This is a genomic window from Pseudomonas sp. BO3-4 (genome assembly GCF_034044115.1).
In the GTDB taxonomy this organism is placed as follows: domain Bacteria; phylum Pseudomonadota; class Gammaproteobacteria; order Pseudomonadales; family Pseudomonadaceae; genus Aquipseudomonas; species Aquipseudomonas alloputida.
In genome coordinates this window covers 4,077,415-4,098,256 of sequence record NZ_CP139018.1, presented here as the reverse complement: position 1 = coordinate 4,098,256, position 20,842 = coordinate 4,077,415, and the positions used below count along the sequence as shown (strand labels likewise).

General features: G+C 62.2%; 22 protein-coding genes. 13 read left to right on the top strand and 9 right to left on the bottom strand.

Annotated elements, in window-relative coordinates:
* The first annotated feature begins 39 nt into the window (after window positions 1–39).
* From REH59_RS18955 to greB, 3 genes are all read left to right on the top strand, one after another.
* On the top strand, window positions 40–477 hold the full coding sequence (locus REH59_RS18955; RefSeq protein ID WP_014861840.1) for a DoxX family protein: 438 nt from the start codon (window positions 40–42) through the stop codon (window positions 475–477).
* A gap of 248 nt (window positions 478–725) precedes the next feature.
* Complete coding sequence (locus REH59_RS18950; protein ID WP_003250272.1) at window positions 726–1,034, top strand: hypothetical protein; 309 nt, start codon at window positions 726–728, stop codon at window positions 1,032–1,034.
* Between the two features lie 11 nt (window positions 1,035–1,045).
* Window positions 1,046–1,534 (top strand): transcription elongation factor GreB, encoded by a 489-nt coding sequence (gene greB, locus REH59_RS18945; protein ID WP_010953283.1) that lies wholly within the window; start codon window positions 1,046–1,048, stop codon window positions 1,532–1,534.
* A 96-nt stretch (window positions 1,535–1,630) separates the two neighbouring features.
* Here greB and REH59_RS18940 read toward each other — a convergent pair whose 3' ends face one another.
* Both REH59_RS18940 and REH59_RS18935 read right to left on the bottom strand, forming a co-directional pair.
* Entirely contained in the window at window positions 1,631–4,138 is a 2,508-nt protein-coding gene (locus REH59_RS18940; protein WP_014861839.1) for an ABC transporter permease, read from the bottom strand.
* Window positions 4,135–4,821: an ABC transporter ATP-binding protein gene (locus tag REH59_RS18935; RefSeq protein WP_014861838.1), complete on the bottom strand. Its 687-nt coding sequence runs from the start codon at window positions 4,819–4,821 to the stop codon at window positions 4,135–4,137. The genes REH59_RS18940 and REH59_RS18935 overlap by 4 nt, the downstream gene beginning before the upstream one ends.
* A gap of 10 nt (window positions 4,822–4,831) precedes the next feature.
* On the opposite strand from REH59_RS18935, the gene REH59_RS18930 reads away from it, so the two are divergent.
* From REH59_RS18930 to REH59_RS18920, 3 genes are all read left to right on the top strand, one after another.
* A complete protein-coding gene (locus REH59_RS18930) occupies window positions 4,832–5,437 on the top strand; it encodes an arylesterase (protein ID WP_003250280.1) in 606 nt (201 codons plus the stop codon).
* A 58-nt stretch (window positions 5,438–5,495) separates the two neighbouring features.
* Window positions 5,496–5,786, top strand: a complete 291-nt coding sequence (locus REH59_RS18925) for a hypothetical protein (RefSeq protein WP_003250283.1) — start codon at window positions 5,496–5,498, stop codon at window positions 5,784–5,786.
* Between the two features lie 113 nt (window positions 5,787–5,899).
* Entirely contained in the window at window positions 5,900–6,877 is a 978-nt protein-coding gene (locus tag REH59_RS18920) for a L,D-transpeptidase family protein (protein WP_003250286.1), read from the top strand.
* A gap of 132 nt (window positions 6,878–7,009) precedes the next feature.
* On the opposite strand, the gene REH59_RS18915 is transcribed toward REH59_RS18920, so the two are convergent.
* Window positions 7,010–7,261 carry an Lpp/OprI family alanine-zipper lipoprotein gene (locus tag REH59_RS18915; RefSeq protein ID WP_003250288.1) on the bottom strand — a complete coding sequence of 84 codons (252 nt, stop codon included), beginning with the start codon at window positions 7,259–7,261 and terminating at the stop codon, window positions 7,010–7,012.
* A 507-nt stretch (window positions 7,262–7,768) separates the two neighbouring features.
* Here REH59_RS18915 and REH59_RS18910 point away from each other — a divergent pair.
* Window positions 7,769–8,050 carry a GNAT family N-acetyltransferase gene (locus REH59_RS18910; RefSeq protein ID WP_003250290.1) on the top strand — a complete coding sequence of 94 codons (282 nt, stop codon included), beginning with the start codon at window positions 7,769–7,771 and terminating at the stop codon, window positions 8,048–8,050.
* A gap of 70 nt (window positions 8,051–8,120) precedes the next feature.
* Here the strand turns inward: REH59_RS18910 and REH59_RS18905 are convergent, their stop codons facing one another.
* A complete protein-coding gene (locus REH59_RS18905; protein WP_003250292.1) occupies window positions 8,121–9,197 on the bottom strand; it encodes a 3-deoxy-7-phosphoheptulonate synthase in 1,077 nt (358 codons plus the stop codon).
* Between the two features lie 232 nt (window positions 9,198–9,429).
* On the opposite strand from REH59_RS18905, the gene REH59_RS18900 reads away from it, so the two are divergent.
* The 3 genes from REH59_RS18900 (at window position 9,430) to cysB (ending at window position 12,102) form a co-directional block, all read left to right on the top strand.
* Window positions 9,430–10,377: a putative 2-dehydropantoate 2-reductase gene (locus REH59_RS18900; protein WP_014861836.1), complete on the top strand. Its 948-nt coding sequence runs from the start codon at window positions 9,430–9,432 to the stop codon at window positions 10,375–10,377.
* Window positions 10,378–10,501: 124 nt separating this feature from the next.
* Complete coding sequence (locus REH59_RS18895; RefSeq protein ID WP_003250295.1) at window positions 10,502–10,999, top strand: universal stress protein; 498 nt, start codon at window positions 10,502–10,504, stop codon at window positions 10,997–10,999.
* Window positions 11,000–11,127: 128 nt separating this feature from the next.
* A complete protein-coding gene (gene cysB / locus REH59_RS18890) occupies window positions 11,128–12,102 on the top strand; it encodes an HTH-type transcriptional regulator CysB (RefSeq protein WP_003250297.1) in 975 nt (324 codons plus the stop codon).
* A 169-nt stretch (window positions 12,103–12,271) separates the two neighbouring features.
* Here the strand turns inward: cysB and REH59_RS18885 are convergent, their stop codons facing one another.
* From REH59_RS18885 to REH59_RS18865, 5 genes are all read right to left on the bottom strand, one after another.
* Window positions 12,272–13,006 (bottom strand): phosphoadenylyl-sulfate reductase, encoded by a 735-nt coding sequence (locus REH59_RS18885; protein WP_003250299.1) that lies wholly within the window; start codon window positions 13,004–13,006, stop codon window positions 12,272–12,274.
* Window positions 13,007–13,086: 80 nt separating this feature from the next.
* On the bottom strand, window positions 13,087–14,427 hold the full coding sequence (gene pabB / locus REH59_RS18880) for an aminodeoxychorismate synthase component I (protein ID WP_012053058.1): 1,341 nt from the start codon (window positions 14,425–14,427) through the stop codon (window positions 13,087–13,089).
* Between the two features lie 208 nt (window positions 14,428–14,635).
* Window positions 14,636–15,616 (bottom strand): alpha-L-glutamate ligase-like protein, encoded by a 981-nt coding sequence (locus REH59_RS18875; RefSeq protein ID WP_003250303.1) that lies wholly within the window; start codon window positions 15,614–15,616, stop codon window positions 14,636–14,638.
* The gene (locus REH59_RS18870) at window positions 15,616–17,151 is read right to left on the bottom strand and encodes an inactive transglutaminase family protein (RefSeq protein ID WP_014861835.1); all 1,536 of its coding nucleotides are present in this window, start codon (window positions 17,149–17,151) and stop codon (window positions 15,616–15,618) included. Before REH59_RS18870 ends, REH59_RS18875 begins: the two co-directional genes overlap by 1 nt.
* Window positions 17,152–17,156: 5 nt before the next feature.
* Window positions 17,157–17,693 carry an ATP-dependent zinc protease gene (locus tag REH59_RS18865; RefSeq protein WP_010953297.1) on the bottom strand — a complete coding sequence of 179 codons (537 nt, stop codon included), beginning with the start codon at window positions 17,691–17,693 and terminating at the stop codon, window positions 17,157–17,159.
* Between the two features lie 306 nt (window positions 17,694–17,999).
* Here REH59_RS18865 and REH59_RS18860 point away from each other — a divergent pair, with 306 nt between their 5' ends.
* The 3 genes from REH59_RS18860 to prpC are packed head-to-tail and all read left to right on the top strand — an operon-like array spanning window position 18,000 to window position 20,791.
* Complete coding sequence (locus tag REH59_RS18860; RefSeq protein WP_003250308.1) at window positions 18,000–18,716, top strand: GntR family transcriptional regulator; 717 nt, start codon at window positions 18,000–18,002, stop codon at window positions 18,714–18,716.
* The gene (gene prpB, locus REH59_RS18855; protein WP_012053054.1) at window positions 18,713–19,603 is read left to right on the top strand and encodes a methylisocitrate lyase; all 891 of its coding nucleotides are present in this window, start codon (window positions 18,713–18,715) and stop codon (window positions 19,601–19,603) included. The genes REH59_RS18860 and prpB overlap by 4 nt, the downstream gene beginning before the upstream one ends.
* A gap of 60 nt (window positions 19,604–19,663) precedes the next feature.
* Window positions 19,664–20,791, top strand: coding sequence for a bifunctional 2-methylcitrate synthase/citrate synthase (gene prpC / locus REH59_RS18850; protein ID WP_003250313.1), 1,128 nt, complete (start codon window positions 19,664–19,666; stop codon window positions 20,789–20,791).
* Window positions 20,792–20,842: the final 51 nt, after the last annotated feature.

Sequence of the window (20,842 nt, the reverse complement as noted above, 5' to 3'; positions counted from 1 at the left end):
CATACCCACACAACTGCTCCACTTCAAGGACGCTTCGACATGAACAACACTACCCTCAACGCGCTGTTCTCTACACGTGCTGGCGCTGGCTTGAGCGTTATCCGCATCCTGGTCGGCATCATCTTCATGGCTCATGGTGCGCAAAAACTCTTCGGCCTGTTCGGTGGCTACGGCCTGGAAGGCACCGGCCAATGGATGGAAAGCATCGGCCTGGCGCCGGGTTATCTGATGGCCCTGCTGTCCGGCAGTGCCGAATTCTTCGGCGGCCTGGCCTTGGTGGTCGGCCTGCTGGCTCGCCCGGCGGCCCTGGCGCTGACGGTGACCTTGGTAGTGGCGATCGTTTCGGTGCACATCGGCAACGGCCTGTTCATGTCCAACAACGGCTATGAGTTCGCCCTGGCGCTGTTGGCCGGCACTGTTGCAGTCATGATCGAAGGCGCTGGCCGCTTCTCGCTCGACCGCCTGATCGCCCGGTAATCAGCTGCAAGCTGTGAGCTACGAGCCGCAGGCAAGCGCGGGCCAATACTCGGCGTGTTCTTGCTTGCGGCTTGTCGCTTGCAACTTGGGGCTCATCGCTCTAGCATACCGCCTGCGCCGATTTAAACAGCTACTTGCGGGGCGCAGGAAAGCCCCACCTCCGGGCCGTCCGAAATACCGCTAAAGCGCTGGTTCGGTGACGCCTCCCACCGCTGCCCAGCGGGATTCGCGAGGCGGAGAGAAGCTCCATGAGTTGCCCACGTACCAGTGTCTGTTTAAGCCCTTTGCCTGCAAGCCAGGCGTCCCGCACACCGCGCATCCTGCTCGGCGGCCGGCATCAACCCACCCTTTTGCGTCATCTTGAAGGCCTGTCACGGCGCAAGGGGCAGGCGCGTGCCTTTCTGATCCAGTTCGCCGACAGTGGCTGCCACCTCGCGCAGTATGGCAATGACCGTTTCGACCTGGCTGTGATCCAGGCGCCGGCACCGGACGAAGCCGCCGAAGTCATCGGCCATCTCACCCGCATCGCGCGTCAAGGCCTGATTACCCGCCGCTGAGGAATGCGCTATTGAGCACCAATATCATCACCACAGAAGGCCATGAGGCGCTGAAGAAAGAGCTGGACCACCTGTGGCGGGTGTATCGTCCGGAAATTACCCAAAAGGTTGCCTGGGCCGCTTCGTTGGGTGACCGCAGCGAGAACGCGGACTACCAGTACAACAAGAAGCTGCTGCGCGAAATCGACCGCAGGGTGCGATACCTGCGCAAGCGGCTTGAAGATGTGAAAGTGGTGGCGTACTCGCCCGAGCAGGAAGGCAAAGTGTTTTTCGGTGCCTGGGTTGAGATCGAGAACGACGAGGGCGAGACCATGAAGTTTCGCATTGTCGGCTACGACGAGATCTACGGGCGCAACGATTACATCTCGATCGATTCACCCATGGCCCGTGCCTTGCTGAAGAAGGAGGAGGGTGATGAGGTGGTGGTGCATACACCTACCGGTGAAGCGACCTGGTATGTGAGCAGCATCCGTTACGGCCAGGGCGTCTCGACGGACTGACGGGCCCGTCTTGCGCCAGCGTGAGGCATCTGCTGTCCCAGCAGGCGATCGCCCAGCCCTCAGGGTTGCGCCTGCAGAAGCGCTGACAGCCAGGCATCAAGCCTCGCGCAACACCGCCAGCGGGCTGGCATTCAACGCCCGCCGCGTTCCCAGCACGCCCGCACCCCCCACCAGCAGTGCCCCCGTCAGCGGCAACACCAGCAGCCACGGGTGCGGGCTCCACTGCAAGTCAAAGGCATAGCGGTACAGCACCCAGGTAATCAGTTCGCAGCCCACGGCCGCCAATAGCCCGCTGGCCGCACCCAGCAGGCCGAACTCGATTCGCCGGGCCTTGACCAGCAACGGCCGCGCCGCGCCCAGTGCGCGCAACAATGCGCCTTGGCGAATACGCTCGTCCAGCGTGGCCTGCAAGCCGGCGAACAGCACTGCCAGCCCGGCGGCCAGCACGAACAGCAACACATACTCCACCGCCAGGGTTACCTGGGCGAGAATGCTGCGCAGCTGGTCGAGCAAGGCATCCACCTGCAGGATGGTCACCGCCGGAAACGCCCGTGACAGCGCGACGACATCCAGGTCATGCCCCGGTGCCAGGTAGAAGCTGGTCAGGTAAGTGGTCGGCAGCCCCTGCAGCGTGCCTGGCTGGAAGATCATGTAGAAGTTCGGCTGGAAGCTGTCCCAATGCACGTTGCGCAGGCTGCTCACGCGGGCCTGGCGCTGCTGACCGCCAATATCGAACGTCAGCAGGTCGCCCATCTGCAGTTTCAGGCTGCTGGCCAGTTCCGCCTCCACCGAAACCCCGGGGATATCGTTGTCGGCTGGCAAGGCTTGCCACCAGCTGCCTGCGGTCAGCACGTTGCCTTCGGGCAACTCGGCGGCCCAGGTCAGGCTGAGGTCGCGCTGCACGGCGCGCTCGCCTGCCGAGTCCTTGCTGACCACCTGCTGTACCGGTTTTTCATTGATTTGCACCAGGCGCCCGGGCGTTACCGGGTACAGCGGCGCTGAAGCGGCATTGACCTGGTGCAGGTGTTGAATGAACGGCTCACGGTCATCTGGCAGGATGTTCAGGGCGAAGTGGTTGGGCGCATCCTTGGGTAGCTGTGCTTGCCAGGTATCGAGCAACTCTGCGCGCAGCAGGGCGACCAAGGCCATGGCCAGCAGTATCAGGCCGAATGCCAGGGCTTGGCCTGCTGCCGCCATGGGGTGGCGCAGTAGCTGGCCCAGCCCCAGGCGCCAGGTGAGTGGCGCACCGGCCAGCAGCTGGCGCAGGCTGCGTAAACCGAGCAACAGCAGGCCGCCGAGCAGAAGCGCAGCGACCAGGCCGCCACCGAGCAGGGCGAAGGTGAGCAGCAGATCGAGGCTCAGGCGCCACATGATCAGGCCCAGGGCGAGCAGGGCGGCGCCGTACACCAGCCAACTGCTCGCAGGTATCGGCAGCAGGTCACGGCGCAGCACGCGCAGTGGCGGCACCTGGCCCAGCGCCGCAATGGGCGGCAGGGCAAAGCCAGCCAGTGCCACCAGCCCGGTACCGATACCTGCCAGCGCAGGAACGATGCCGCCATCGGGCACCACGCTCGGCAGCAAGCCGTGCAGCAGGCGGAACAGGCCCAGCTGAGCCAGCCAGCCGAGCAAGGCACCGGCCAGGGCAGCGACCAGGCCGAGCATGGCCAGTTGCAGGCAATACAAGCCCAATGCCTGGTGGCGCGACAGGCCCAGGCAGCGCAGCAGGGCACTGGCGTCCAGTCGGCGTGCAGCATAGCGACTGGCCGACAATGCCACGGCTACGCCTGCCAGCAATACAGCCACCAGGCTGGCCATGTTCAGGTAGCGTTCGGCTTTGCCCAGCGCGCCGCCGATCTGTTGGTTGCCATCGCGGGTGTCACGCAGGCGCTGGTTGGCGGCCAGGTCTTTTTCCACGGCCTGACGGTACTGCGCCAGCGCCTCGGTATCGCCGCGCCACAGGTCACGGTAGGTGACCCGGCTGCCCGGCTGGATCACGCCGGTGGCCTCCAGGTCGGCCAGGTTCATCATCACGCGTGGGGTAAGGCTGTAGAAGTTGTTGGCGCGGTCCGGTTCGTAGGTAAGCACGCGGCTCATGCGCAGGGTTTTCATGCCCACGTCGATGCTGTCGCCGATTGCCAGCCCCAGTGCTGCCAACAGGCGCGGTTCCACCCACACTTCGCCAGGGGCAGGGCCGCCGCCGGGTGTTTCTTCGGCATAAGGTGCCGGAGCGCTGCGTACTTGCCCGCGCAATGGGTAGGCGCCGTCGGCGGCCTTTACGCTGGACAGCTGGATGCCATTGTCGCCGCCGACCACGCTGGTGAACTCGACCACGCGTGCATGGCGCAAGCCCAGTGCCTTGCCGGCATCGAGCTGTTGCTCGCGGGCCGGTGCGCTGCCCTGCAGTACCAGATCGGCGCCCAGAAACTCGCTGGCGCGCAGCTGCATGGCGCCGTTGAGGCGGGCGCCGAAATAGCCGATGGCGGTGCTGGCAGCTACCGCCACCAACAGGGCAAAGAACAGCACGCGCACTTCACTGGCGCGAACATCGCGCAGCAACTGGCGCAGTGCCAGGCCACACAGGCGGGACAGCGGCATACGGCTCACCGGGCCTCCATCGGCGCCACAAGGCGGCCCGCGTCCAGGCGGATCTGGCGCCGGCAGCGGCGGGCCAGGCGTTCGTCATGGGTGACCAGCACCAAGGTAGTGCCGCGCTCCTTGTTCAGGTCGAACAACAAGTCGCTGATGCGTTCGCCGGTGTGGCTGTCGAGGTTGCCGGTGGGCTCATCGGCGAACAGCACCGCAGGCTGCGCGGCGAAGGCGCGAGCGATTGCCACGCGCTGCTGCTCGCCGCCCGACAGCTGCCGAGGTGTATGGCTCAGGCGCTTGCCCAGACCGACCCGCTCCAGCAAAGTGCGAGCCTGTTCGCGGGCATCGCGGCGGCCGTCCAGTTCCAGTGGCAGCATGACGTTCTCCAGTGCATTGAGGCTGTCGAGCAGCTGGAACGACTGGAACACGAAACCCACATGTTCGGCGCGCACACGGGCGCGTTGGTCTTCATCCAGTGGCCCCAGGTCGTGGCCGGCGAGCACGACATTGCCAGCGCTGGGGCGGTCGAGGCCGGCGAGCAAGCCGAGCAGGGTCGATTTGCCAGAGCCCGAGGCGCCGACGATGGCCAGGCTATCGCCTTGGGCCAGGTCGAGAGACAGTGCGTGGAGGATGGTAAGGTCACCTTCCGCGCTGGGGACCACTTTGCTAAGGTTCTGCGCAACGAGAATGCTGGGGCTCATGGAGAATCCGATGCGAGTGTGGTGGTTGAGTGCCGGTCTGGCCCTGTATTGCCTGGCCCAGAGCGCAGCGGCAGGAACACTGCTGGTTGTTGGCGATAGTATCAGCGCCGGTTTTGGCCTGGATAGCCGTCAGGGCTGGGTGTCTCTCTTGCAGGCCCGTCTCAGGGACGAAGGTTTTGACGACAAAGTGGTCAATGCTTCGATCAGTGGCGATACCAGCGCAGGTGGCCAGGCGCGGCTCCCGGCGCTGCTTGCAGCACATAAACCAAGCCTGGTGGTGCTGGAGCTGGGCGGCAACGATGGCCTGCGCGGGCAGCCGCCTGCACAATTGCAACAAAATCTTGCCTCGATGATCGAGCGTTCGCGTCAGGCAGGGGCCAAGGTGCTGCTATTGGGCATGCGCCTGCCGCCCAATTATGGTGTGCGTTACACCACCGCCTTTGCCAAGGTGTATGAACAGCTGGCAGCGGACAAACAGGTTCCTTTGGTGCCGTTTTTCCTCGAAGGGGTAGGGGGCGTACCTGAACTGATGCAGGCTGATGGCATCCATCCGGCCCAGGGGGCTCAGCAGCGCCTGCTGGAAAATGCCTGGCCAGCGATAAAACCCTTGCTGTGAAGCTTTAAACGGGGGCGCCTTTCGGCTAATGTTGCGCCCCCCGTTTCGAGTGCTCCAAATGCCGCGCCCTGCCTGGTCCCTGTATGCCTATCAACTGATCGAGCCCGACGAGCAGCTCGACCTGTTCGCCTGCCAGGAAATCCGCGTCCACCTCGTGGCCCGCCAGCTTGAGCTGGGCGTGCCGGTCGACCGTACCTTGTGTGGCGGCCTGCTGCCAGCCCAGCCGCGTTGGTCGGGGGTGCCGCGATCGATTTACCGCGATGGCCGCCTGTGTGAGCTGTGCCGTGCCATCCTCGATGCCCAGCGACGCGGCATGCGCCCGGTGTGGCCTGAGCTGCATGGCAGCTGAACGACAAGCGCCTTTCATCATCTGAAACGCTTGCAGCGTGCCAATGCCTCCCGCTTGCATCGGCGCGGGTGTACAATCGATTCTCTTGACCCATCTTTCGAAGGATTTACCGGATGTTGCCGCGCTTTCCTGCCGTCACCCGTAGCCTGTCCCTGGCCGCCCTGTTGGTAGCGGGCCCCGCTGCTGCGCTGGAGCTGCCACTGCCACCGCCCGGTGAAGACATCGTCGGCCAAGTGCATGTGATCAAGGCAAAGTACGAGGACACGTTCGCCGATATCGGCACCGCAAACGACCTCGGCTACCTGGAAATGATTGCCGCCAACCCCGGCGTGGACCCTTGGCTGCCGGGCGCCGGCACCGAGATCATCCTGCCGACCCGTTTCGTTCTGCCGCCGGGGCCGCGCGAAGGCATCGTCATCAACCTGGCCGAGTACCGCATGTACTACTTCCCCAAGGGGGAGAGCGTGGTGTACACCTTCCCGCTGGGCATTGGTCGCGAGGGGTGGGGGTCGCCGATCGCCAACACCAAGATCACCGCCAAGACGCCCAACCCGACCTGGACGCCGCCCGCTTCGATTCGCAAAGAGCACGCTGAGGACGGTGACATCCTGCCGACGGTGGTGCCGGCTGGCCCGGACAACCCGCTGGGGCCGTTCAAGTTCACCTTGGGCGTACCGGGCTATCTGATCCATGGTTCGAACAAGAAGTTCGGCATTGGCATGCGCACCAGTCACGGCTGCTTCCGCATGCTTAACAACAACGTGCTTGAACTGTCGAAGATGGTGCCGGTGGGGACGCCAGTGCGCATCATCAACGAGCCTTACAAGTTCGGTATCAGCGCCGGCAAGGTCTATCTTGAGGCACACACGCCGCTGGATGACCAGGGTAACCCGTCAGTGGTCGACAAACACACCGCAGTTATCAATGCCTTGCTCAAGCGTGAAGACCTGGCCAATAACCTACGCATGAACTGGGACATGGTACGTGACGTGGTGGCTGCAGAAGATGGCATGCCGGTAGAAATTGCCGTGCCGGTGGAAAACCAAGGGGCCGCACCGATGGTGTCGAGCATTCCGCCCGAACTGCAGTAAGGTGATTTCGACACACCCAGGCCTGCCTTAGTGCAGGCCTTTTTGTACCTGCTGGCCGCGTTTGTCGGATTCAAAGGCAATAAAAAAGCCGACCCACAAGTGGGTCGGCTTCTTAACAATCCGTGAGGATTATTACTTGCGGCTGGCTTTGTCCAGCATACGCAGAGCGCGCTCGTTGGCTTCGTCAGCGGTCTGCTGAGCCTTCTGAGCGGCTGCCATTGCGTCGTCAGCCTTACGGTAGGCTTCGTCAGCACGAGCTTGAGCGCGAGCTGCTGCGTCTTCAGTCGCAGTCAGACGAGCTTCGGTTTCTTTGGATACGCTGCTGCAACCGGTAGCCAGAACTGCGGCCAGAGCCAGAGCAGAGAATTTCAGAACGTTGTTCATCGTGTTCCCCTTCAAGGACTTTCTATTAAATAGCCATCTCTCAGGAAAGAGAAACTGGCCGGCGTACATAGTACCCATTACTTGTAGTAAGTAAACTGACAGAGCGCAAGAACTGCAAAAAAAATGTTGCTTGACTCCGCGCCGACAAGATTTGCGACGTGTCTGTGAAAAAAATGTGCAGGGTTCGCAAGCGGTTGTGGTACAGGAACTTTTTTGTTGAACTAAGGGTGACTTTAACTGTCGATCAGCGTCTTAAGCCCTAGAACATCCGGTGGCTGTTGCGCGGGCTTGGGAAAGTCACCCGGGCGGCGTTTTGACCTTTTTTAAGCGCCACCACCTTGAGCAATCCCGCTCGCGGTGCCTACTATCTTGTGAGTGCCAGACGATCCGAACGATTACAATCGTCCAATGGTCGAAGCGGCAACAGGTGGCGTAGAGGATTCTGTGCCGGATAAACCACCATCGGTTAAGGTAAGGGTCTGCCGAGAAGACCTGCGAGGAGTAGTGATGAGCGAAGCGCTGACCATCCACCATGACCAGGCCGGTCATCAGTTCGAGACCAACGTGGACGGTCATCGTGCCTACCTGACGTACATGGATCTGGGCAAGCAGACGCTGGACATCTATCGCACCTTCGTGCCCAACGCCCTGCGCGGCCGTGGGATCGCTGCCGCCCTGACCGAGCGGGCGCTGGAGTACGCCGAGCAGATGGGCTACACGGTGATCCCGTCTTGCTCGTATGTGGAGCGTTACATGGAGCGCCAGCAGCGGCATTCGAGCAAGGCCTGAGCTGATCATAGGCACCCGACACAACAAAAAAACGCCGGGCAGTGCCCGGCGTTTTTTATTCCCGCAATGTTCAGCCGCGCTTACGCTGCGGCAGCACATCCTTGAGCTTGGCATGCATGCTGCGCAGGGTTTTCTCGGTCGCCGACCAGTCGATGCAGGCGTCCGTGATCGACACGCCATACTGCAACTCGTCCAGGTTTTTCGGAATGGACTGACAGCCCCAGTTCAGGTGGCTTTCGACCATCAGGCCGATGATCGACTGGTTGCCTTCGAGAATCTGGTTGGCGACGTTCTCCATCACCAGCGGTTGCAGGGCCGGGTCCTTGTTGGAGTTGGCATGGCTGCAGTCGACCATGATGTTGGCCTTGATCTTGGCCTTGGCCAGGTCCTGTTCGCACAGGGCGACGCTGACCGAGTCGTAGTTCGGCTTGCCATTGCCGCCGCGCAGTACCACGTGGCCGTATGGGTTGCCCTTGGTGGTGACGATCGACACGCCGCCTTCCTGGTTGATGCCCAGGAAGCGGTGCGGCTTGGACACCGACTGCAGGGCATTGATGGCAACGGTCAGGCCGCCGTCGGTGCCGTTCTTGAAACCCACCGCCGAGGACAGGCCCGAGGCCATCTCGCGGTGTGTTTGCGATTCGGTGGTGCGGGCACCGATGGCCGACCAGCTGATCAGGTCTTGCAGGTACTGCGGGGAAATCGGGTCGAGCGCTTCGGTGGCAGTCGGCAAGCCCATTTCGGCCAGGTCCAGCAGCAGCTTGCGGCCGATGTGCAGGCCGTCCTGGATCTTGAACGAGTCATCCAGGTACGGATCGTTGATCAGGCCTTTCCAGCCGACGGTGGTGCGCGGCTTTTCGAAGTACACGCGCATGACCAGGTACAGCGTATCGGACACTTCTTCGGCCAGCACTTTCAGGCGCTCGGCGTATTCGTGGGCTGCCTTGATGTCGTGGATGGAGCAAGGGCCGACCACGACGAACAGGCGATGGTCCTTGCCGTCGAGAATATTGCGCACCACTTCACGGCCGGCAGTCACGGTCTGCAGGGCCTTGGCGCTGAGGGGGATTTCCTTCTTGAGCTGATCAGGGGTGATCAGGGTCTCGTTGGAGGCAACGTTCAAGTCATCGATCGGTAAATCAGCCATCGTGTTACTCGTCAGGTCACGGGTGCCGGCCGCCAACTATCCCCGTGCGGCCCAGCAGCAAGAATAATCGCAGCGGGGAGCCGAACCTTAGCGCGTTACAGATGGCACGACAATGGGCTGAACCCAGTCATTGTGGGGTTTTTACCTGAGCGAGGGGGTTGCGCGCGAATGGACTGCCCAGCGCTACGTAACCTGTGTAAAAAGAGTGCTGACCCTTTACCTGGAGATTGGCATGCATTCGCACCCCCCTCGCATCGGCATCATCGGCAGTGGCGCCATCGGCGGCTTTTATGGGTTGATGCTGGCCCGGGCCGGTTTCGATGTGCATTTTCTGTTGCGCAGCGAGTACCAGGCCGTTTGTGAACGCGGGCTGAGCCTGGACAGTGCCGTGCATGGCGCACTGCACATGCGGGTGCAGGCTTACGTCAGTGCCGCCGACATGCCGCCCTGTGACTGGCTTCTGATCGGGGCCAAGGCCACCAGCAACGAGCAGTTGGCACCGTTGATCGTCCAGGCTGCTGCGCCCGGCGCCAAGGTGGTGCTGTTGCAGAACGGCCTGGGTGTCGAGGAGCAGTTGCGTCCGGCCTTGCGCAGCGACATGCACCTGCTCGGCGGCCTGTGCTTCATCTGCGTCAACCGCCAGGCGCCAGGTGTAATCCGCCACCAGGCGCTGGGGGCGGTCAACCTGGGGTATCACAGCGGGCCGGCCACCGATTGCGGTGTCGCGCTGGTGAATGAAGGCGCCGGGTTGTTCCAGGCGGCGGGGATCGACTCGCAGGCCATGCCGAACCTGGCCTTGGCGCGCTGGCAGAAGCTGGTGTGGAACGTGCCTTACAACGGGCTGTCGGTGCTGCTGGGGGCCAGCACTTCGCCACTGATGGCCGACAGCAATAGCCGCGAGCTGATACAGGCCTTGATGGCCGAGGTGGTGCAGGGGGCGGCAGCCTGTGGCCATGTACTGCCCGCGGGCTATGCCGAGCACTTGTTCCAGGTGACCGAGCGCATGCCCGACTACTGGCCGAGCATGTATCACGACCATGTCCACAAACGCCCGTTGGAGCTGGGGGCCATTTACGCCGAGCCGCTGGCACGCGCACGGGCGGCAGGCTGCAGCATGCCGCGCACTGAAATGCTGTACCAAGCGCTGAGTTTCATCGACAGCAGCGACCGGCCGGCCTGAGGGTGGCCGAGGCTTCGGCGGGGCCCTGCAGCCCACGGCGGCAGCGCGCCGGACGGCAAAGCGAGCGTCCGGCGCGCTGCTAAGCTGAAGCTTGCTCTGCCGCTGCGGCAGTCGAGGAGGTCGAATGATCCGCTCCATGCTGTACGCCACCGACCTCGGTGTCTACGCCCCTTTCGTGATGCAACACGCGCTGGCCCTGGCGCGCACGTTCGGTGCCGAGTTGTATGTGATCCACGCGGTCGAGCCGATGGGCCAGTTCGCCGAATCCCTCCTGCAAAGCTACCTCGATGAGCAGACGCTCGATCAATTGCACAGCCAGGGGGTGAATACAGTGATGGCGAACATAGAGCAGCGTGTGCTGGAAAACTTTCGCGACGAGTTGGGCGAAGAGGCTGACCTGGCAGTGATCAAGGCCGTGCGTGTGCGTCAGGGCGACCCGGCGCAGGTGATTCTCGACCAGGCCCAGCGGCTAAGCGTCGACCTGTTGATATTCGGTAGCCACAGTGCCGGTGCCGGGGTGGATGTACCGCTTGGGCGCACGGCGGTGCGGCTGCTGCAGCTGTCGCCGGTGCCGGTGTACATGGTGCCCTTGGCGCAGCATCTGGGGCGTAGGAAAACGTGAAGATAGGTGCAGTCCATTTCCGTGGGCATGTAACAAAATAGTTCTAGATTTATTTCCAGAACCACTAATATAGTTATATATCGTCGCTGCCTGCTGCCGCGGACTCATCGCTGAACCGAGGGAAACCTATGAAGCTTCAACAACTGCGCTACATCTGGGAAGTGGCGCACCATGACCTCAACGTCTCCGCGACGGCGCAGAGCCTGTATACCTCCCAGCCAGGTATCAGCAAGCAGATCCGCCTGCTCGAAGACGAATTGGGTGTTGAAGTCTTTGCCCGCAGCGGCAAGCATCTGACCCGCGTGACCCCGGCCGGTGAGCGCATCATCAATACCGCAGGCGAAATCCTGCGCAAGGTCGAGAGCATCAAGCAGATTGCCCAAGAGTTCTCCAACGAGAAGAAGGGCACGCTTTCCATCGCCACCACCCACACCCAGGCGCGCTACGCGTTGCCGCCGGTTATCAGCAGCTTTATCAAGCAGTATCCGGAGGTGTCCCTGCACATGCATCAGGGTTCGCCCATGCAGATTGCCGAGATGGCTGCGGACGGTACGGTCGATTTCGCCATCGCCACCGAGGCGCTGGAGCTGTTCGGCGATCTGATCATGATGCCGTGCTACAAGTGGAACCGTTGCGTTGTGGTGCCACAGGGGCACCCGCTGGCCAAGCTGCCGAAACTGACCCTGGAAGCCGTCGCCGAATACCCGATCGTCACCTACGTGTTCGGTTTCACCGGGCGCTCGAAATTGGATGAAGCTTTCAATCACCGCGGCCTCACGCCAAAAGTGGTCTTCACCGCGGCTGACGCCGACGTCATCAAGACGTATGTGCGCCTGGGGCTGGGCGTGGGTATCGTTGCTGGCATGGCTGTGGACGCCAAGCTCGACAGTGACTTGGTGGCGCTGGATGCCAGTGAGCTGTTCGAAGCCAGTATCACCAAGATCGGCTTCCGTCGGGGTACCTTCCTGCGCGGCTTCATGTGCGACTTCATTGAGAAGTTTGCCCCGCACCTGACCCGTGAAGTGATGGCCAAGGCCATTCAGTGCCATAACAAGCAAGAGCTGGAAGCGTTGTTCGAAGGTGTCGAGCTGCCGGTTCACTGATTCGGGAGTGATGGGGCCGCTGTGGGAGTAACGGCCCTTGCTCAATGTCTAAAAGCTGGCGCGATCCCTGTGGGAGCGGGCTTGCCCGCGAACACGGGCGAAGCCCGTGCCATCCACCGCGGTGTCTTCTTCGCGGGTAAACCCGCTCCTACAGGCCGTCCTAGCTATCTCAAGCCTTGCTGATCAGGTTGCCCGCATGCAACCCGCATTCCTTCTGCGTCGACTCTTCCCACCACCAGCGCCCTTCACGCTCATGCTGGTTTGGCAGCACCGGGCGGGTGCATGGCTCGCAGCCAATGCTGATGAAGCCACGCTCGTGCAGGCTGTTGTACGGCAGCTCGAGCATGCGGATATAACCCCATACTTCTTCACTGCTCATCTGCGCCAGCGGGTTGAACTTGTACAGCGTGCGCTCAGGCGTGGAAAAGGCGCTGTCGATTTCCAGTGCTGCCACCTGGCTGCGGGTGCCCGGGCTTTGGTCGCGGCGCTGGCCGGTGGCCCAGGCGCTGACGGTGGCCAGCTTGCGTCGCAGCGGCTCGATCTTGCGAATGCCGCAGCACTCGCCATGGCCGTCCTTGTAGAAGCTGAACAGGCCCTTTTCCTTGACGAACGGGTCGAGCTTGGCGCGGTCCGGGCTGAGGATTTCGATCGGCAGGTTGTACTGTTCGCGTACCTGGTCGATGAACCGGTAGGTCTCCGGGTGCAGGCGCCCAGTGTCGAGGCTGAATACCTTTACCTGCTTGTTCAGCTTCCAGGCCATGTCGACCAGCACCACATCCTCGGCGCCGCTGAAGGAGATCCACAGGTCATCACCGAAGTGCTCGAAGGCAAGCTTGAGGATGTCCTGCGGGGACTTGTTGGCATAGGTCGCGGCCAGGGCGGCGACGTCGAAGGGTTGGCTCATCAGGCGGTTTCCATCTTGGCTGTGGCGCTGTGCGCTCGTAGTAGGGGGATGGTAACAAAAAAAACGTGGTCTAGATGGGCTCACAAGCCCTGCAGGGTCTGCATCAGCACCCGCACTTTGGCGATCGACTCTTCATACTCGGCCTGCCACTGCGAGTCGGCTACCACCGCGCCGCCGCCCCAGCAACTGACCTGTCCATCTTTGATCAGCAAGCTGCGAATGGCGATCGAACTGTCCATTTCGCCGCGCACATCCACATACAGCAGCGAGCCGCAGTACAGCGCGCGGCGCGCGGGTTCCAGTTCGTCGATGATCTGCATGGCGCGGATTTTCGGCGCGCCGGTAATCGAGCCGCCAGGGAAGCTGTCGCCGATCAGGTCCAGCGCGTCCTTGTCGCTGGCCAGCTGGCCGGTGATGCTGCTGACCAGATGGTGCACGTTGGGGTAACTCTCCAGGCTGAACAGTTCCGGTACCTTCACTGAGCCGATCTCACACGTGCGCCCCAGGTCGTTGCGCAGCAGGTCGACGATCATCAGGTTTTCCGAGCGATCCTTCGGGCTGTGCAGCAGCTCTTGGGCATTACGCTGGTCTTCAGCCGGGTCGCTGGCGCGTGGGCGGGTGCCCTTGATCGGCCGGGTTTCCACCTGGCCCTGGCTGACGCGGATGAAGCGCTCGGGCGAAAAGCTCAGCAGGGTACTGCCGTCGGCCAGTTGCTGGTAGCCGGAAAAAGGGGTCGGGCAGGCCTGGCGCAGGGCCTGGTAGGCCCGCCATGGATCGCCTTGGCAGGGCGCGCGAAAGCGTTGGGTGAGGTTGATCTGGTAGCAGTCACCGGCCTGGATGTAGCGTTGTACCTGATCGAAAGCGGTTTTGTATTGCTCCGGCTCCAGGTCACCGGCCATCGGTGCGAGCAGCCGGAAGTCGCCGGTGGTGGCGCTGGTGTCCTGGAACAGGCTGATAAGGCGTTCGCGTTCGTCGCCGGCCAGGCTCGGGTGGAACACCAGCTGGCTGGTGCCGAGCAGATGATCACTGACCAGTGCCCAGTCATACAGGCCCAGTTGTGCGTCTGGCAGGCCGAGGTCGTCCACGGCCAGACTTGGCAAGTGTTCCAGGCGGCGGCCGAAGTCGTAGCTCAGGTAGCCGATCAGGCCACCGGCAAAGGGCAGTTCTACACCGTTGGGCAAGTCGGCGTGGCCCAGTTGTGCCAGGCCAGCGCGCAGGCGCTGGAGGAAGACGCGGCCATCTTCATCGGGCTGCGCCTGCAGTTGTTGCAGCGGCCAGGCGCTGAGCAGGTCGAAACGCCCGCGTTCGGCGCCGGGGCGGGCGCTGTCGAGCAGGATCGCACCGGGGGCCTGGCGCAGGTGGGCGAAATAGGCGGCAGGGTCGGGCTGGTAGGGCAGGGGGTGTAGCGTGCAGGTCGGCATCAGTATGGACGGCGATGTAAAAGCGAGGAGGGCGATTGTAGACCTGTGCAGGAAAAGCGCCTAGCGCTGGGTACGACATTCAACATTGTGTTTGGCCCATACATAGCACAGGGCCGCGCCTGCAGGTTGAGCGAAGCGCTCGAATCAACTGCAGTGCTTGCAGGAGCAACCTTGTGCTGCGAATGGGCTGCAAAGCAGCCCCTGTATTTCAGCGGTTGGGCACATGCCCGAACAGACCCTGTGCTACCCGTACCCGCTGCTCGGCGTCTTCGGTCACACCCTCCTTGGCCAGTGCTTCGATGTGCGCCTCGATGGCATGGGTGCGCTGAGTCAGGCCGCAATCGTTGGCAATCTGGATGTTCAGCCCCGGGCGGGCGTTGAGCTCCAGAATCAGCGGGCCCTTGTCCTGGTCAAGCACCATGTCCACGCCGATATAGCCCAGGCCGCACAGTTCATAGCAGCCAGCGGCCAGCTTCATGAAGCCGTCCCAGTTCGGCAGTTGCACGCCGTCCACCGCGTTGGTGGTGTCCGGGTGCTTGCTGATGATGTTGTTCAGCCAGGTACCGCGCAGGGTCACGCCGGTGGCCAGGTCGACACCCACACCGATGGCGCCCTGGTGCAGGTTGGCCTTGCCGCCGGACTGGCGAGTCGGCAGGCGCAGCATGGCCATCACCGGGTAACCCATGAGCACGATGATGCGGATGTCCGGTACGCCTTCGTAACTGATGCTCTTGAATATCTGGTCCGGGGTCACGCGGTACTCGATCAGCGCGCGGTCGCGGTGCCCGCCGAGGGAGTACAGCCCGGTGAGGATGCTGGAAATCTGGTGCTCGATTTCCTCGTGGCTGATGATCTTGCCCGACACTGTGCGGTAGCGGTCCTCGAAGCGGTCGGCGATTACCAGGATGCCGTCACCGCCGGCGCCTTGCGCCGGCTTGATGACGAAATCGCTGCGACCGCCGATGATCTGGTCGAGCTTATCGATCTCTTTTTCGGTCTCGATGATGCCGTACATTTCCGGCACATGGATGCCGGCCGCCAGTGCGCGCTCCTTGGTGATGATCTTGTCGTCGACGATCGGGTACAGGCTGCGCTTGTTGTACTTCAGCACATAGTCCGCGTTACGTCGGTTGATCCCCATGATGCCCCGGGCCTCCAGGGCTTTCCACGTCTTGATCAGGCCAAACATCAGGAGTCAGCCTTTTTCAGGAAGGCTTTGAAGCGCACGAGTTCGGTCAGGCGGTAGCCGCGATAACGGCCCATCGCCAGCATGAAGCCCACCAGGATCAGCAGCACCGCCGGGAAGGTGAACACGAAGTACACCAGCTCCGGCACCATCATCAGCAGGTGTGCCAGGGAGGCGGCGAACAGGGTGCCGATGGCCACTTTCATGGCATGGCCGCCACCACGCTCCTCCCAGGTGATCGACAGGCGTTCGATGGTCATGGTCAGGATCACCATCGGGAACAGTGCTACCGACAGCCCGCGTTCAAGGCCCAGCTTGTGGCTGAACAGGCTGATGGCTGCAATCAGCACCACGACGAAGGTCAATACCACCGACAGGCGTGGCAGCATCTGCAGCTTGAGGTGTTCCAGGTACGAGCGCAGCGACAGGCCCAGGGCAGTGATCACCGTGAACAGCATGATACCGAAGCCCAACTGGGTTTCGCGGAACGCCAGGGCGATCAGCACCGGGGTGAATGTGCCCAGGGTCTGGATGCCGATCAGGTTGCGCAGCACCAGGATCACCAATACGCCGATCGGGATCATGACCATGATCATGAAGGTTTGCTGGGTTTGCAGCGGCAGACCGTACAGCGAGTATTCGAGGAAGTCGGCGTCGGTGTTCTCGTCGGTCAGCTTGGCCAGGCGGATGGCGTTCATCTCGCTGTTGTTCATGCTGAAGGTGACAGTGGCCTTCTTGCCGCCATCGACGGTGATCAGGTTGTCGTCACCGGTCCACCACAGCAGGCGGTCGCTCGGCAGGCCTTGCTCACCGGTGTCCGGGTTGAAGTACAGCCAGTCGTCGCCGTTGAAGCTGCGCAGCCACAGCTCTGGGGTTTGCGGGGTGTCGGCCAGCAGGCGGATGGTGTGCACCTTTTCCATCGGCACGTGGGCGATCGACAGCAGCAGGTCGATGACCTGGGCCTTCTTCATTGCCGAAGTGTCGCCGGCCAGCAGCAGCTTGACGTTGTCGTCGTTGAGGTTGTTGACCCGCTTGATGGTCTCGCTGACAAAGGTCTCGACGTCGGCCGAGTGCTGACGTATAGGCGCCATCAGCGCTTCAGCGGCGATCTTCTCGGGGCCTTCGACGGCCAGGCTGTCACGGAAGGTCGGGCCTTTGATCTTGGTCTTCTCGTTGCTGTAGCGCTTGGTCAGTACCAGGCGGTAGTAGAGGGTCTGGTTGCCACTGGCGCGACGTGCCGACCAGGTAACCTTGCGGTTGCCGTCGGCGCGGTTGATGCTGACCCCGTAGTTGTTGGAGATGAAGCTCTCGTTGAGGCTGACGTAGTCGCGGTTCAGCGGTGGCACGAACATCTGCACCTTGACCGGGTCCTTGCTGCTGGCCACGAACTCGACCTTGGCGTCGATGTTCCACAGGTCGTCGGTTTCATCCTCGGTCACCGGGATGCCGAGCACGAAGATCTGATAAGCCGTGACCGCCACGCCCAATAGCACCAGCACGGTGATCAGGACTTTCAGATGGAGGGTGAGAGAGCGCATCGGGATTACTCTGCTTTGGGAGCGTCGGTGGCACAGGCAGGTTTGCCGGCCGCATATTTAAGGCTTGGGTCAACCAGTGCGTCGAAGTGCTTGAGCGCCTCGGAACCGATCAGCAGCGGGAACTGGAAGGCGCTGCGGTCGGTGAGGTTGACTTCGATGGTGCGCCTGGTCTGGCCCATGCAGATTTCGAGTTCGATGACCGGGCGGGCCGTGTAGGCCTTGCCTGATTCGGCATCATAGTCGCCGGCCCGGCGCTTGATCTTGCTGACGCGTGCCAGTGGGCGTTCGATCGGGTGCGAATGGGCCGCATCGATGGCGAGGTAGAAGCGTACCCAGCTTTCGCCATTGCGCTTGAACCGCTTGATGTCGCGGGCGCTGAGCGAGGCGGTCTTGGCACCGGTGTCGAGCTTGGCGGCCACTTCCAGGTCCAGGTCGCCCAGATGTGCGTATTCGTTGAGACCATACACGGTCTTGCCCGCAGCCTGGCCAAGGGCCGGCAGCAGGGTGAGGCATAGCAGCAATAAAACGGGTGTAAGTCTCATATTCCTGGCGCGGTGCATTGCAAGGTTCTAGGCAAGGTTCAGGTCAAGGTGACTGGCAATTACTGCGCAAGCTTCCTCGTTGATCTGTCAACAGGCACGAATGCATGACAGACAGGCTATCCATACCCCATCGGAGGCGCGGCATTCTATCACGCCGACGTCTTGACGCCAGCGGTGCGCGATCTGACAGCGTTGTAGTGGTGATAGTTCGCGATTAGACGATTGTCGACAATGTTCATTTTGTCTTTGACTTGGAGGGCTCGTTTCGTTAGTTTCTGGCGAAGAGATTTAAAAGGTGTCGACAATATGCAGGACCTTTCCACCCCCGGCCCGGTGCTGACAGACGAAACGGAAACCCTCTCCGAAAACGTCTTTCGACGCATCCAGGCGGCCATTGTCAAGGGTGATATCGCCCCCGGCAGCAAGATTTCCGAGCCGGAGTTGGCGCGCACCTATGGCATCAGCCGCGGGCCGCTACGCGAAGCTATCCACCGCCTTGAAGGCCAGCGCCTGCTGGTGCGCGTGCCGCATGTGGGCGCGCGGGTGGTATCGCTCAACCACGCCGAACTGATCGAGCTGTACGAAATTCGCGAGTCGCTGGAAGGCATGGCCTGCCGCCTGGCCGCCGAACGCATGAGCCAGGCCGACATCGACGAACTGCGCCGGGTGCTCGACACCCATGAGCGCGATGCCGCGTTCCAGGCCGGTCTGGGCTACTACCAGCAGGAAGGCGACTACGACTTCCATTACCGGATTATTCAGGGTAGCGGCAACCAGACCCTGGTCAAGATGCTCTGCGGCGAGCTGTACCAGCTGGTGCGCATGTACCGTATCCAGTTCTCTGCCACGCCTAACCGGCCACGCCAGGCCTTTGCCGAGCATCATCGCATTCTTGATGCCATCGCCGACCGTGACGGCGAACTGGCCGAACTCCTGATGCGCCGCCACATCGGCGCGTCCAAGCGCAATATCGAGCGTCACTACCTGGACGCCCACAACAACAGCACACGAGGTGAGAAATGACAGTCAAGAGCACCCCCGGTCAGCGTTTCCGTGACGCCGTTGCCGCTGAACACCCGCTGCAGGTAGTTGGCGCCATCAACGCCAACCATGCCCTGCTGGCCAAGCGTGCCGGCTTCAAGGCCATCTACCTGTCAGGTGGCGGCGTGGCCGCTGGCTCCCTGGGCCTGCCAGACCTGGGCATCACTGGCTTGGACGACGTGCTCACCGACGTGCGTCGTATCACCGACGTGTGCGACCTGCCGCTGCTGGTGGATGTCGACACCGGCTTCGGCGCTTCGGCCTTCAACGTTGCCCGTACCGTGCGCTCGATGAGCAAGTTCGGCGCTGCCGCCATCCATATCGAGGACCAGGTTGGCGCCAAGCGTTGTGGCCACCGTCCCAACAAGGAAATTGTCAGCCAGCAGGAAATGGTCGACCGTATCAAAGCTGCTGTCGACGCCCGCAGCGATGACAGCTTCGTGATCATGGCGCGTACCGATGCGCTGGCCGTCGAAGGCCTGAACGCCGCCCTGGACCGTGCCGAGGCGTGTGTCGAAGCGGGCGCCGACATGATCTTCCCGGAAGCCATCACCGAACTGCAGATGTACAAGACTTTCGCTGATCGGGTGAAGGCACCGATCCTGGCCAACATCACCGAGTTCGGTGCCACGCCGCTGTACACAACCGAAGAGCTGGCCTCGGTCGACGTGTCGTTGGTGCTGTACCCGCTGTCGGCGTTCCGCGCCATGAACAAAGCAGCCGAGAACGTGTATACCGCGCTGCGCCGTGACGGCACGCAAAAGAACGTGATCGACACCATGCAGACTCGCATGGAGCTTTACGATGCCATTGGTTATCACGCCTTCGAGCAGAGCCTCGATGCACTGTTTGCCCAGAAGAAGGGCTAAGCGCTAGCGCCCGAATTAGCCAGAAAGCATCCATAACAAATTCAAGAAAGGAGAAACACCATGGCCGAAGCAAAAGTACTCAGTGGCGCAGGCCTGCGTGGCCAGGTGGCCGGCCAGACTGCACTGTCGACCGTGGGCCAGGCCGGTGCCGGGCTGACCTACCGTGGTTATGATGTGCGTGACCTGGCGGCCGGTGCCGAGTTCGAAGAAGTCGCCTACCTGCTGCTGTACGGCGAGCTGCCAACCCAGGCCGAACTGGCCGACTACAAGCGCAAGCTCAAGGGCCTGCGTGACCTGCCGCAAGCCTTGAAGGAAGTGCTTGAGCGCATCCCGCGCGATGCCCACCCGATGGACGTCATGCGCACTGGTTGCTCGGTACTGGGCACCCTCGAACCAGAACTGACCTTCGAAGCCCAGCGCGACAAGACCGACCGCCTGCTGGCGCTGTTCCCGGCCGTGATGTGCTACTGGTACCGCTTCACCCACCATGGCGTACGCATCGACTGCACCACTGATGAAGACACCTTGGGTGGCCACTTCCTGCACCTGCTGCACGGCAAGAAGCCGAGCGAGCTGCACGTCAAGGTCATGAACGTGTCGCTGATTCTCTACGCTGAACACGAATTCAATGCCTCGACCTTCACTGCCCGCGTCTGCGCCTCGACCCTGTCTGACCTGTACTCCTGCGTTACGGCAGCCATCGGCTCGCTGCGTGGCCCGCTGCACGGCGGTGCCAACGAGGCTGCGATGGAACTGATCGAACGCTTCCAGAGCCCCCAGGAAGCCACCGCCGAGCTGCTGCGCATGCTCGAGCGCAAAGACAAGATCATGGGCTTTGGCCATGCCATCTACAAAGAGTCCGACCCGCGCAACGAGGTGATCAAGGGCTGGTCGAAGCAGCTGGCTGATGAAGTGGGTGACAAGGTGCTGTACCCGGTGTCCGAAGCCATCGACAAGACCATGTGGGAGCAGAAGCGCCTGTTCCCCAACGCCGACTTCTACCATGCCTCGGCGTACCACTTCATGGGCATTCCGACCAAGCTGTTCACCCCGATCTTCGTCTGCTCGCGGCTGACCGGCTGGGCGGCGCACGTCTTCGAGCAGCGCGCCAACAACCGCATCATCCGCCCGAGCGCCGAGTATGTCGGCGTCGAACAGCGCCAGTTCGTGCCGATCGAGCAGCGCTGAATAGCTATAGAGAGGCAACCCGTTCCCCTTGTGGGAGCGGGCGTGCCCCCG